At 70.2% G+C, this 13,248-nt stretch carries 8 protein-coding genes; all 8 read left to right on the plus strand.

The window, feature by feature from the left end:
- The first annotated feature begins 171 nt into the window (after positions 1-171).
- Positions 172-2,565: a bifunctional UDP-sugar hydrolase/5'-nucleotidase gene (locus GZ998_RS12725; RefSeq protein ID WP_219110134.1), complete on the plus strand. Its 2,394-nt coding sequence runs from the start codon at positions 172-174 to the stop codon at positions 2,563-2,565.
- Positions 2,562-2,933: a sterol carrier family protein gene (locus GZ998_RS12730; RefSeq protein ID WP_161923395.1), complete on the plus strand. Its 372-nt coding sequence runs from the start codon at positions 2,562-2,564 to the stop codon at positions 2,931-2,933. Before GZ998_RS12725 ends, GZ998_RS12730 begins: the two co-directional genes overlap by 4 nt.
- Before the next feature lie 468 nt (positions 2,934-3,401).
- On the plus strand, positions 3,402-4,172 hold the full coding sequence (locus tag GZ998_RS12735; protein ID WP_161923396.1) for a DeoR/GlpR family DNA-binding transcription regulator: 771 nt from the start codon (positions 3,402-3,404) through the stop codon (positions 4,170-4,172).
- Entirely contained in the window at positions 4,169-5,200 is a 1,032-nt protein-coding gene (locus GZ998_RS12740; RefSeq protein ID WP_219110136.1) for a 1-phosphofructokinase family hexose kinase, read from the plus strand. Before GZ998_RS12735 ends, GZ998_RS12740 begins: the two co-directional genes overlap by 4 nt.
- Before the next feature lie 131 nt (positions 5,201-5,331).
- Positions 5,332-7,392 carry a fructose-specific PTS transporter subunit EIIC gene (locus GZ998_RS12745; protein WP_219110138.1) on the plus strand — a complete coding sequence of 687 codons (2,061 nt, stop codon included), beginning with the start codon at positions 5,332-5,334 and terminating at the stop codon, positions 7,390-7,392.
- Positions 7,393-7,785: 393 nt separating this feature from the next.
- Complete coding sequence (locus tag GZ998_RS12750; RefSeq protein ID WP_219110145.1) at positions 7,786-10,107, plus strand: bifunctional UDP-sugar hydrolase/5'-nucleotidase; 2,322 nt, start codon at positions 7,786-7,788, stop codon at positions 10,105-10,107.
- Between the two features lie 228 nt (positions 10,108-10,335).
- Complete coding sequence (gene purF / locus GZ998_RS12755; protein WP_308807267.1) at positions 10,336-12,033, plus strand: amidophosphoribosyltransferase; 1,698 nt, start codon at positions 10,336-10,338, stop codon at positions 12,031-12,033.
- Positions 12,030-13,193 (plus strand): phosphoribosylformylglycinamidine cyclo-ligase, encoded by a 1,164-nt coding sequence (gene purM / locus GZ998_RS12760; protein WP_219110151.1) that lies wholly within the window; start codon positions 12,030-12,032, stop codon positions 13,191-13,193. The genes purF and purM overlap by 4 nt, the downstream gene beginning before the upstream one ends.
- Positions 13,194-13,248: the final 55 nt, after the last annotated feature.

Genomic DNA, 13,248 nt, shown 5'->3' on the forward strand with positions numbered 1-13,248 from the left:
GCGTAAAAGTGTGCCCGCGTGCGGACTCCACCCGGGGTTCATAGGCGGAGGAGTGTTTAGCGTCCCAAATTGTCATCATTACTAATTGGTATGTGCTATGGCCCATAGGTGTCCTGACACTTATGGTGGTGTCAATCGTTCGACCGACTGATGATCACCACAAGGACAACCATGAGGCTGCAGCATCTGGTTCGGGCGTCCGTCTCCCTGACGGCCTTCGCTCTTGCAGTTTTTGCCCCCGTGGCGGTGGCTCCACCGGTAGAGGCGGTTGCCGTCACGCCGATCGGCGGCCCGGTGGTCGTGGCCGCCCCCGCCCCCGGAGCGAACGCGGCGGCAGTCCTCGCGGACGACGGTGCGTCCGCGACGATCAACCTGCTGGGGATTGCCGACTTCGGCGGGCATATCGAGCGCGTCTCCACGCAGGCCGAGGGGGCGCTGCTGGTTTCAGAGCCCGGTGCGGTCACGCTGGCCTGTGAGGTCGCGGCCGCGCGCGCCGCCCACCCGGGCACCCTGCTGGTGTCCACCGGGGATAACGTCGGCGGCTCCGCCTACGTCTCCTCGGTGCTGGATGATCAGCCCACCATTGACGTCCTCAATGCCATCGGCCTAGACGTCACTGCTGCCGGCAACCACGAGTTCGACCGGGGCGCTGGTGACCTCTCCTCCCGGCTGCTGGGTGCTTTCGATGCTCCCGTGCTGGCCGCCAATATCACCGGAAACGAAGCGCTTGGGGCCGAGGGTGACGGTGACGGCGTGTGGACCACGCAGGTTGACGGGGTCACGGTGGGCTTCGTGGGTGCGGTGACCGACTCGCTGCCCAGCCTGGTGACTAGCGCTGCCCTGGAGGAGGTGGAGGTCGCGGGCCTGGTGGAGACCGTAAACGCCCGCGCCGCCGCACTCAAAGACGGAAATGCTGCCAACGGTGAGGCCGACGTGGTGATCGTCCTGGCCCATGAGGACGCGGCTGCGTTCAGCAACCAGTTCAACGGCTCCGTCGACGCCGTCTTCGGCGGGCACACCCACGACGCTCACGCCGCCGCCATTACCGGCAAGGACGGCAACCGTATCGCCGTGGTCCAGTCGGGCCAGTACGGCGAGTTGCTGGGGAACATCACCCTGTCGGTTGACCGGGACTCCGGCGCCGTGTCCGTGGTGGCCGCCAAGAACATCGACCTGACCGCCTCCAGCTGCGCCTCCGACGCATACGGCGTGCAGGACATCGTCGATCAGGCCGTCCGCGACTCCCGCGTCGCCGGCGCCCGGGTCCTGACCGCGCTGAATACGGGCTTCTACCGCGGTACCAACACCGGTTCCGATCCCGGCGCCAACCGCTCAACCGAGTCCACCGCCGCCAACGTCATCGCGGACTCCTACCGCGCCTGGCTCACCAATGAGATCCGGCCGGAGGGTGAGCACTACATCGGGTTGATGAACCCCGGCGGCGTGCGCTCGGACTACCTGCTCGGCGAGTTGACCGAGGGGGAGGCCTACACCGTGCAGCCCTTCGGAAACGCGATGGGATACGCCACCTACACCGGCGCGCAGTTCAAGGCGGTGCTTGCTCAGCAGTGGCAGCCGGGCACGTCTCGGCCGGTACTCATGCTCGGCGTGTCAGACAATGTGCGTGTCTACCTCAACCAGGACGCGGCCGATGAGCTGGAGGAGTACTGGCGGCGCATCTGCGCGGGCGAGCGCACGCTCGAGGAGCTGAGTGACGCCATTGCGGGCGCCCGCGCACGCGTGATCCGCTCCGTCTACGTGGATGACGTGGAACTCGCTGATGACGCCGACGTGGTGGTGGCCTCCAACTCCTTCATGCTCTCCGGCGGTGACGGGTTCACGGTTCTGCGTGAGACTCCCTCCGCCAGCACCGGTGTGCTCGACCGTACGGTGACCGCCGAGTACCTGCGGGCAGGTAGCGCGGTGGCCGCAGACTTGAGCAAGCGGCAGGTAGGGGTCGACCTGGATACGGCAGCCGCCGGCGGCGCCGCCACGGTCCGCTTCACAGGGCTCAGCTTCACCGCCGCCTCTGAGCAGGCCGCTCCGGGCTCCGCCCAGGAGGTAACTGCGACGGTTGCCCTCGCCGATGGCGCCACCCAGCAGCTCACCAGCGCAGTGGTCGATGCGACCATCACTCCCGAGCGCCCAGAGACTGGCACTGCCACACTGAACATTGCCCTCCCGGATGATGTGGCGACCACGGTCTGCCCCGGTGGCGGCGGGCAGGCGGGGCAGACCGTTGACGGAGTCAGCGCCGCAGCGGCCTGCGCAGTGGTCTCCTTCACCCTGGTGGCACGCGACGGCACTACTCGCGGTCTTGAGCTCCAGGCACTGGTCCCGGTGGCTGCGGCGGCGCAGTCGCAGGCGGGCGGCCCTGCCAATGGAGGTCAGGTGATTGTTGCGCCTGCGGATGAGCCGGTGCTGGCCAACACCGGTGTGCCCGACTTCCTCGGCTCCATCGGTGCGATGGCTGGACTTCTCCTCGCCGCCGCAGGGCTGGCGTGCTATGCCGTGATTCGCCGCGGGCTGCGGGGGCGCACCGGTGTCGTACCGTCAGACCTGTGAGACGACGTATTGATCCCCCCGTCGGCGCTCAGGCCGTACGCCGGTGGGCGGCCGACACCGCGGCTGGCAACCGCCCTAAGCGGGCCGACACGGCTACCGCCGTGCGCTACACGTTGGAGGAGCTGACCGCCTGCGCTCCGGGACGCGCTGTGGAGGTGCGGGTACCACCGTTCGGCGTGACGCAGGCGGTCTCGGGCACGGTTCACCGCCGCGGCACCCCGCCCAGCGTGGTGGAGACCGATGCCGCCACCTGGCTGGGCCTGGCCACTGGGCGCCTGGGCTGGGAGGACGCCCTGGCCTCCGGTGCCTTGCACGCCTCCGGTGAGCGCTGCGACCTGTCCGCGTATCTGCCGCTGCTGCGCGCGTAGCGCTCGGCGTGGCTGCAGTGACCGCATAGTGCTCGCCGGTGCGCGTGAGCGGAGGCATGGCCGCCGGCGCGCGTGAGCGCTTGGCGGTTGTGGGCGGTGGCTGCCGTCACTGCGTGAGCAGGCCAACCGGTGATTGTCGCCGGGATGCGTCGGCGCAAAAGTGTCCATCTCTCGCCACTTTGAGCGTAGGCCGCAGCGGTGTCTGTCCATTTGCCCAGGTCAGCGGGGTATCCGTTGGAGGCTTGCGGCGCGCTGCCGGTGAAAGTGTGGAGAGATGGACACTTCGTCCGCGCTCGGCTCGTGGTGGGCGGTGCGGCACGGCGCGGGACTGCTCTGCGGATTGGCGCCGCGTCGGCGCCATTGCGCCCGAGCGGACACGGTTTACGACGATTTTCAAGAAGACTCTTCCCAAGTGCGTCCGTTCGGGCATATACTCGTGTCCGAACGGACTTCATGGGGGAGGTGCGGATGAACGCCGAGCAGCGCCAGCAGGACATCGTTGACGCCGTCGCGCGCGAGGGCCGCGTTGCTGTTGCCGATCTGGCCGCCCGTTATGGCGTCACGGTTGAGACCATCCGCCGTGACCTGACTGCCTTGGACCGGGCCGGCGCCCTGCGCAAGGTCCACGGCGGCGCAGTTCCCGCCACTGTCCTGGCCCTGCCGGAAACCGCCGTTGCCGAGCGCGAGCTGCTCGGCGCCAGCGCCAAGCAGGCCATCGCCGCTGCCGCTGTCAGTGCCCTGAAGCTCCGACCCGGCACCACCGTGCTGCTCGATGCCGGCACCACCGTGGGTTGTCTCGCCCGCCTCCTGCCTGAGGGAATGGACTTGCGAGTCATTACCGACTCGGTCCTCACAGCCGCCCTCCTGGCCGGCCGCAGCGACCTGAGCGTACGCATGCTCGGCGGCCAGGTGCGTGGTATCACCCAGGCCACCGTCGGACCCGAGGCGCTGGAGACGCTCGCCACCCTGCGAGTAGCCGTCGCCGTGATGGGGACTAACGGCCTGACCGCCGAGCACGGCCTGTCCACCCCGGATCCGGAGGAGGCTGCCGTCAAGCGCGCCATGGTTCGCGCCGCCAGCCGTGTTGTGGTCCTGGCCGACTCCACCAAGATCGCTCAGGAGCACCTGGTCTCCTTCGCCGACCTGGACGACGTTGACCTGCTGGTCACAGACGCCGCCCTCCCCAGCCCACTGGCCGCCCAACTAGCCGACACAGGAACCGAGGTACTGCTCGCATGATCATCACTCTGACCCCCAACCCCTCACTAGACCGCACCGTCTCACTGGCGGGCGCGCTTGTCCGCGGCGGTGTCAACCGCTTGCAGTCGGTCACTACGGAGCCCGGCGGCAAGGGGCTGAACGTGGCCCGCGTGCTGGCCCACTCCGGCCAGGATGTAACAGCCATCCTGCCGGCGCCCGAACGCGACCCGCTGGTGGCGGCCCTTGAGGCGCTGGACGCGCCCGGTCTGACTCCTGTCACCGTGGATGTGGCCGGTGCGGTGCGCGTGAACACCGCGGTCACCGAGCCCGACGGCACCACCACCAAGCTCAACGAGCCCGGGGCCGTGCTGAGCGCGGCGGAGGTAGACGCCGTGGAGCAGGCCCTGCTCGAGGCGGTGTCCGGTCATGCGCAGTCCGGCACCACTCACTCCGACGATGCAGGCACGGGAGGGGCGCATTCCTGGGCGATCCTGTCCGGCTCGCTGCCGCCTGGCGCCCCCACCGACTGGTACGCGCGGCTGGTCGGGCTGTTGCGACAGGCGGCCCCGGGGCTGCGCATCGCGGTCGACACCTCCGACGCGCCCCTGGCCGCGTTGGCGGCAGCTCTGCCGCAAGCGGCACCGGACCTGATCAAGCCCAATGGAGAGGAGCTCGGGCAGCTCGCCGGACTGCCCGCACAGCGCGCCACCGCGCTGGAGCAGGGCGCCCTGGCCGGCGACTACGCCCCCGTGGCGGAGGCGGCGCGTGTACTCGTGGGTCTTGGGGTGGGGGCGGTAATGGCCACCCTTGGCGGGGCCGGCGCCGTCCTGGTCACCGCCGATGGGGCGTGGCGCGCCACCGCCCCCGAGGTCCCCGTTATCTCCACCGTCGGTGCCGGAGACTCCTCCGTAGCCGGATACATCCTCGCCGATGTGCGAGGCGCAGACGCGCCGGAGCGCCTGGCCGCCGCCATGGCATACGGCTCCGCCGCTGCCGGACTGCCCGGAACCACGCTGCCCGGACCGGATCACCTGCCCGACCAGGCGGCAGTGGTTGCCCCACTGTGACAGGCCCCGAATCGAACCGATAGACCCGCACGCAACTACCAGTCCTGCGTGAGCCGCCGGCTTGCGCATCCGACCCCAACCCGCCCCGCAGCGGCGGAGCGGCACTCTCAGGAGACAGCAAGGAAAACACCATGTCCCAACCCACCAATTCAGCGAACACGCCGCTGATCGTCCCAGAACTCGTCCGCCTGGACGCGCCTGCGGGCGCTGACAAGCAGGCAGTCATCAACTACCTGGCGGATGTCGTAGCGGCCGCCGGCCGCGCCGACACCAACGAGGGGCTCGCCGCCGACGCGCTGGCCCGCGAGGCCACGGCGCCCACCGGCATCCCCGGCGGCATCGCCATCCCGCACTGCCGCAGCCCGCATGTGCTGGCCCCCTCGCTCGGCTTCGCCCGCCTGACCGAGCCCGTTGACTTCGGCGCCGCCGATGGGCAGGGCGCCGACCTCGTGTTCATGATCGCCGCGCCCGCCGGCGCCGACGACTTCCACCTGCAGCTGCTGGCCAAGCTGGCTCGCGGCCTGATGAAGTCCGAGTTCACCGACGCCCTGCGCGCCGCCGCCACCCCCGAGGACGTCGCCCGCCTGGTCACCGAGCAGGTCCAGCCCGAGCTGCTCGACGGCGGCGCCGCGGCCTCCGCGGGCGCGCCGGCCGCGGGGGAGTCGGGCGCAGCCGCGGACACGGGCCGCGTGATCGTCGGTGTCTCCTCCTGCCCCACCGGTATCGCCCACACCTTCATGGCCGCCGAGGCGCTCGAGCAGGCCGGCAAGGAACGTGGCGTCACCGTGCGCATCGAGGGCCAGGGCTCGGGCAAGATCGACTGGCTCGACGCCGAGCTCATCCAGGCTGCCGACGCCGTGATCTTCGCCCACGACCTGCCGGTGAAGGGACTGGAGCGCTTCGCCGGCAAGCCCGTCATCGACGTCGGCGTGAAGGCCGCCGTCAATGACGCCGGCTCGCTGGTGGACCAGGCCCTGGCCGCCATTGACGACCCGGGCGCCAAGCGCGTGACCGCTGCCGCGGGGGGCGAGTCCGAGAGCGAGGAGGAGCACGTCCACTGGGCGCGCCGCCTGCAGCGCTCGGTGATGACCGGCGTGTCCTACATGATCCCCTTCGTGGCCGCGGGCGGTCTGCTCACCGCCCTGGGCTTCCTCTTCGGCGGCTACGACATCACGAACAACGCCGCCAACATCGTCACCGACTCCAGCCTGTGGAACCTGCCCGACCTGGCCAACCCGGACCTGGCCGCCCCCAACGCACTGGGCGGCTCGCCGCTGATGGCCTACATCGGCGCGGTCTTCTTCATGCTCGGCTCCACCGCCATGAACTTCCTGGTGCCGGCCCTGGCCGGGTACACGGCCTTCGGCCTGGCCGGACGCCCCGGCATCGCCCCCGGCTTCGCCATGGGCGCGCTGTCGGTGGCCATCGGCGCCGGCTTCATCGGCGGTCTGATCGGCGGCCTGCTCGCCGGCTACATGGCGGCCTGGCTGGCGGGGCTGGACGTGCCCCGCTGGCTGCGCAGCCTGATGCCGGTGGTGATCATCCCGCTGTGCACCACCCTGGTGGTCGGCTCCCTGATGTACATGGTGCTCGGCAACCCGCTGGCCGCGCTGATGAACTGGCTCAGCAACTCGCTGACCTCCATGGCCGGCTCCGGCTCGGCCGTCCTCCTGGGCGTGATCCTCGGCCTGATGATGTGCTTCGACCTGGGTGGCCCGGTCAACAAGGCCGCCTACCTGTTCGCCACGGCCGGCCTGTCGGCGGCCACTGCCGCCTCCTACGAGATCATGGCCGCCGTGATGGCCGCGGGTATGGTCCCGCCGCTGGCTCTGGCCCTGGCCACTACGGTGCGTCCGGGTCTGTTCACCGACGTCGAGCGGGACAATGGGCGGGCCGCCTGGCTGCTCGGGGCGTCCTTCATCTCCGAGGGCGCCATCCCCTTCGCCGCCGCGGACCCGCTGCGCATCATCCCGCCGTCGATGCTGGGCGGCGCCGTCACCGGCGCCCTGTCCATGGCGCTGCACGTGGGCTCGCGCGCCCCGCACGGCGGCATCTTCGTGTTCTTCGCGATCGATAACCTGCTCGGGTTCTTCATCTCGATCATCGCGGGAACGGTTGTCACCGCCATCGGTGTGCTCATCCTCAAGCAGGCGCGGGCCCGCAAGCTCGTGGCGGAAGCCGCCGCCGCCTGATCCCCGCCCACCACCGAGATCGGTTGCTATAACCACCGAGATCGGTAGAAGTTACGTGCCGAGGTCGGTCGATATGGCCGGCCTCGGCACGTTGCTGGGGGTATCGGCGCGAGCGCGGCGCCGACGGCGCAGGATTCTTTGCTACGGATTCGGCGGGTAGCGGCAGGGTTCCGCCTGGAGCTGCCGACACTCAAGGAAGAGTGCGACCCACACCTCGGCGCCCGCCGGGATCCGCCCGCTAGACGGCGGCCTTCGCCAGGCGCTCGCCACTTCCTCAAGCCGGGCATTCACACCTCCCGGACGGTCTCGAAGCATGGCTGCCGGCCCCGCGACGGTGTGAAGTGCCCTACACTTGGCGGGTCTTCCGTCCCCACTAACCTCCCGAGACTGGTCATGCCACACCTATACCGTCGCCTCGCCGCCTTCACCGCGGCCCTGGCCCTAACCCTCGTCACGCCGGCACTCGTTACCCCGGCCGCGGCCGCGGATCCCGCAGACGCAACCACCACGCTCAATATCCTCGGCATCACCGACCTGCACGGCCACATCGAGACCACGAGCGATGAGCCCGGCGCGGTCACTCTGGCCTGCGAGGTAGCCGCCGCCCGCGCCCGCAACCCCAGCACGCTCTTCGTCTCCAACGGAGACAACGTTGGCGGCAGCGCCTACATCTCCTCGATCCTCGACGACCAGCCCACCATCGACGTCCTCAACGCCATCGGCCTGGATGTCACCAGCGCCGGCAACCACGAGTTCGACAAGGGCATCACCGACCTCGCCGACCGGCTCCTACCCGCCTTCAACGCCCCGATCCTGTCCGCCAACGTCACCGGCAACGCCGCCCTGGCCGCCGAGGGCTCCGGCAACGGTACCTGGATCACCGAGGTCGATGGCGTCACGGTCGGCTTCATCGGTGTCGTCACAGAGGAGCTGCCCAGTCTGGTGTCCAAGTCCGCGCTTGAGGGCCTCACGGTGTCCGATGCGACCGCCACGGCCAACACGCGCGCCACCGCACTGAAGGACGGCGACGCCGCCAACGGGGAGGCCGACGTGGTCGTGGTCCTGGCCCACGAGGACGCCGCCATCTACGGCAACCAGTTCAACGGCGCCGTCGACGCCGTCGTCGCCGGCCACACCCACGTGCCCTTCGCCGAGGTTGTGAAGTCGACTGACGGCACGGACATCGCCGTCGTCCAGCCCGACCACTACGGCCTCAAGCTCGGCGAGATCTCCCTGACGGTGACCACATCCGCCGACGGCACGAAGGCCGTCACCGCCGCCACCGCCCGCAACCTCGACCTGGCGGACTCCGACTGCACCACCGACGCCTACGGCGTGGCCGGGATCGTCGCGCAGGCGAAGACGGACTCCGAGGCCGCGGGCAACGAGGTCATCACCACCCTGGGGTCGAGCTTCCTCCGCGGCACCGACACCGGCACGGACTACGGGGCCAACCGCTCCACCGAGTCCACCGCCTCCAACCTCATTGCCACATCCTTCGCCTCCTGGCTGTCCACGGACATCCAGCCGGACGCCGACTACTCGATCGGGCTGATGAACCCCGGCGGTGTGCGCGCCGACTACCTTGCGGGTGAACTCACCTCGGGCCAGGCCTACACGGTGCAGCCCTTCGGCAACGAGATGGCCTACGCCACCTACACGGGCGCGCAGGTAAAGCAGGTGCTCGCCGAGCAGTTCCAACCGACGACCACGCGTGCAGCACTCATGCTCGGAACCTCTGACAACGTGGCGGTCTACCTCGACCAGGACGCCGCCGACCAGCTCGAGGACTACTTCACGCAGATCTCCACCGCTTCCGAGGAGGAGCGGGGTGCGCTCAGTGCGGGCCTCGCAGGTGCCATCGCCGATGCGCGCTCGCGGGTCATCGACGCCGTCTACATCGACGGCGAGCTGCTCGACGACGCAGCGAGCGTCGCCGTCGCCTCCAACACCTTCCTCCTCGCGGGCGGCGACAACTTCACCACGCTGGGTGAGAAGACGATGATCAACACCGGCATCCTCGACCGCACGGTCACCTCCGAGTACCTGATGCGGATCAACCCGGCCACCGCCTCCTACCGCAAGCACCAGGTCGGCTCCTCCATCGCTATCGACGGCGAAGCGGTGACGGCCCGCTTCACCGGGCTCAGCTACTCGGCAACCGCCGAGCAGGGCAGGGGCGATGCCGCCGTCTCCGTCGCCGCCACCGTCACCATGGCCGACGGCAGCGTCCGGACAGTCTCCACGAGCGATGTCGACCAGACGGTCACGCCGGGCCTGCCCGAAACCGGCCAGGCCACGCTGACCTTTACGCTCCCCGACGGCGCCGCCACCCAGGCGTGCACGGTAGACGGCGTGAGCGCGACATGCGCGGTTGTCTCCTTCTCCGTTACGGGCGCCGACGGCTCCAGCGAGACGCTTGCCGTCGCCGCTGAGGTCGTGCTCCCGGGCTCTCCGGAGCCGACGGCGACGCCGAGCCCGGCGGTGGCGCCCAGCGCGGCGGCCACGGTGGGCGAGTCGGCCGGCGCCCTGGCAGGGCCGACCCCCGTGGCGTCGGCGGTGGGAACCACGCGAGCGGCTCCGGGCTCAGCTACTGGGAGCGGCACGCGTGGGGCGCTGGCCCGTACCGGCGTGCCGCTCGCCCTGGGTGCGCTCGCCCTCGGCCTTATGGGCGGTGGCGCCCTGCTGACCTCCCGCCGCCGAGGTCGGGAGTAGTTACGTGCCGAGGTCGGTATATATGGCCGGCCTCGACGCGTTGGTGCCAGTCTCGGCGCGTAACAAGTGCCGGTTTCGGCGCGTAACAAGTGCCGGTTTCGGTGAGGGGTGCAGGCCGTGTGACAGAATGCGGGCGTGAGCTTTGGTGACCCCGGCCGGACCACCCCGCACTCCGGTGAAGCGCTCGCCCGCCGACGCCCCGATCCGCCGCTCGCCTCCGGGGAGGAGGTGAACGAGGAGTGCGGCGTCTTCGGTGTGTGGGCTCCGGGCGAGGACGCATCCCGCCTGACCTACTTCGGCCTGTATGCCCTCCAGCACCGCGGCCAGGAGGCCGCCGGCATCGCGTCCACCGACGGCAGCAACATCCTGGTATACAAGGACCTCGGCCTCGTGTCCCAAGTGTTCGACGACGGCGCCCTGTCCAGTCTCACCGGCCATCTCGCCGTCGGGCACGTCCGCTACGCTACCCAGGGCGCGGGCACCTGGGAGAACGCCCAGCCGATGCTGGGGCCGGTGGCAGGCTCCACGCTGGCACTGACTCACAACGGCAATCTCACCAACACCCGCGAGCTCATGGAGGCGGTGCACCGCACCAGCGGGGAGGACCTCACCGGCGAACTCGGCCGCGGCTCCTCCACGGACACCGCCGTCATCGCCGCCCTGATGGAGCTGGTCTCCCAGCGCGGGCACCTGGATGCCTGGGACTATGACGCCGTCGACGCCGACTCCTCCCTGTACCTCCCGGTGGCCGACGCCGACGCCGCCCCGCCGCTGAGCATCTCGGCCACGGCCCGGCGCGTGCTGCCGCTGTTGCGGGGAGCGTTCTCCCTGGTGTTCATGGACGAGCACACCCTGTACGCCGCCCGGGACCCGTACGGCGTGCGTCCCCTTGTACTCGGTCGCCTGCAGCGCGGCTGGGTGGTCGCCTCCGAGAGCGCCGCCCTGGACATCGTCGGGGCCACGTTCGTCAGGGAGATTGAGCCCGGGGAGCTGATCGAGATCGACGCCGACGGCGTGCGCTCCTCCCACTTCGCCACCCCCCGCCGGGCCGGCTGCGTGTTCGAGTACGTCTACCTGGCCCGCCCGGACACGCGCATCGCCGGCACTTCGGTGATCGCCACCCGCAACGCCATGGGGGCGGCCCTGGCCCGCGAGCACCCGGTCGACGCCGACCTGGTGATCGCCACCCCCGAGTCCGGTACTCCGGCCGCCATCGGCTACGCCCAGGCCTCCGGCATTCCCTACGGGCAGGGCCTGGTGAAGAACACCTACGTGGGCCGCACCTTCATCCAGCCCACCCAGACCCTGCGCCAGCTTGGTATTCGTCTGAAGCTCAACCCGGTGCGGGAGGTCATCGCCGGCAAGCGCCTGGTGGTAGTCGATGACTCGATCGTGCGCGGCAACACCCAGCGCGCCCTGGTGCGCATGCTGCGGGAGGCCGGCGCCGCGCAGGTGCATGTGCGCATCTCCTCCCCGCCGGTGCTGTGGCCGTGCTACTACGGCATCGACTTCGCCACCCGCGCCGAGCTGATCGCCACGGGTATGAGTGTGGAGGAGATCCGTGACTCCATCGGTGCCGATTCCCTCGGCTACCTCTCCGTGGATGGCATGGTCGCCGCCTCGGGGCAGGATGCCGAGTCCCTGTGCACCGCCTGCTTCACCGGTGACTACCCGATCGCTCCGCCTGTGCAGGGGGCTGTTGCCGGCGCCCCGGCGGCTACGCGTGTCCCCGGCGTCTACCGGCGCCGCAATGGTGCAGGAACCGGAGGAGCCCCCGTTTTGCGGCGGGTGACGCGCCCGGACCTGAGCGCCGGCAGTCCCCACCGGAACCCGGCCGACGCCGCGGCAGCCTCACCCGCGGCAGCAGGTTCTCCGCCGCATGCTGCTGCACTCACCGACCCCGCACCGGAAGGACCCGCCCGATGAGTCAGAGCACACCCCCCGCCGACGCCTCCGCCGCCCCGATCACTTACGCCGCTGCCGGCGTAGACACGGCGGCGGGAGACCGGGCGGTGGAGCTGATGAAGGCCTCGGTTGCCGCCACCATGACCCCCGCCGTAGTCGGAGGAGTGGGCGGTTTCGCCGGGATGATCGATGTCTCGGAACTGCGTGCCTTCCGCCGCCCGCTGCTGGCGACCTCCACCGACGGCGTGGGCACCAAGATCGCTATCGCGCAGGCGCTCGACGTGCACGACACCATCGGGCAGGACCTGGTGGGCATGGTCATTGACGACATTGTGGTGGTCGGTGCCCGCCCCCTGCTCATGACCGACTACATTGCCTGCGGCAAGGTGGTCCCGCAGCGCATTGCAGACATCGTGCGCGGCGTCGCGCAGGCCTGCGCCGCCGTCGGTACGCCGCTTCTGGGCGGGGAGACCGCCGAGCACCCCGGGCTGATGGGGGCGGACGACTACGACGTCGCCGGTGCGGCCACCGGCGTGGTTGAGGCCGACCGGGCGCTCGGCGCGCAGCGGGTGCGTCCCGGGGACGTGCTTGTGGCCCTGGCTGCCTCCGGCCTGCACTCCAATGGCTACTCGCTGGTGCGACGCGTGGTTGACCAGGCGGGCTGGTCCCTGGAGCGTGAGGTGCCCGAGTTCGGCCGCACGCTTGGTGAGGAGCTGCTGGAGCCGACCCGGCTGTACACGCGCATGCTGCTTGACCTGATTGAGCAGGTGGACCCCGTCGCGGCCGATCCGGAGCGGCTGCGCATTCATGCCCTGTCCCATGTCACCGGCGGCGGCCTAGGGGCGAATCTGGCTCGTGTGCTGCCCGCCGGGACGGTGGCCGACGTCGATCGCGGCACCTGGGTGGTGCCCGCGGTGTTCGACGTCGTGCGCCGACTAGGCGCGGTCCCGTGGGACGACCTCGAGAGCACCCTCAACCTGGGGGTCGGCATGGTCGCCGTGGTGGCCGCCGACGCCGTTGGGGATGTTCTGCGCGGGGCCGAGGCTGCAGGCATGCCCGCCTGGGTGCTGGGCAGCGTCAGTGACGCCGCCGACTACGCGCCGCGGGGCCGACTGGTTTCCGGCACCAAGGGCGTTGACGGCGGCAGCGTTGACCTGCACGGGAGCTACCGGGTCGCCTGAGCGGCATCCGAGCGCACCGGAGAGCGTAGGCGCAGGGCGGGGCGGGTGTAACTGC

The sequence above is a fragment of the Actinomyces sp. 594 genome (genome assembly GCF_019325145.1).
Taxonomy (GTDB): domain Bacteria; phylum Actinomycetota; class Actinomycetes; order Actinomycetales; family Actinomycetaceae; genus Actinomyces.

Excerpts from the sequence above, each read along its gene's own strand:
- GZ998_RS12725 (WP_219110134.1), top strand. The coding sequence starts at position 172 with ATGAGGCTGCAGCATCTGGTTCGGGCGTCCGTCTCCCTGACGGCCTTC.
- GZ998_RS12735 (WP_161923396.1), top strand. The coding sequence starts at position 3,402 with ATGAACGCCGAGCAGCGCCAGCAGGACATCGTTGACGCCGTCGCGCGC.
- GZ998_RS12740 (WP_219110136.1), top strand. The coding sequence starts at position 4,169 with ATGATCATCACTCTGACCCCCAACCCCTCACTAGACCGCACCGTCTCA.
- GZ998_RS12745 (WP_219110138.1), top strand. The coding sequence starts at position 5,332 with ATGTCCCAACCCACCAATTCAGCGAACACGCCGCTGATCGTCCCAGAA.
- GZ998_RS12750 (WP_219110145.1), top strand. The coding sequence starts at position 7,786 with ATGCCACACCTATACCGTCGCCTCGCCGCCTTCACCGCGGCCCTGGCC.
- purM (WP_219110151.1), top strand. The coding sequence starts at position 12,030 with ATGAGTCAGAGCACACCCCCCGCCGACGCCTCCGCCGCCCCGATCACT.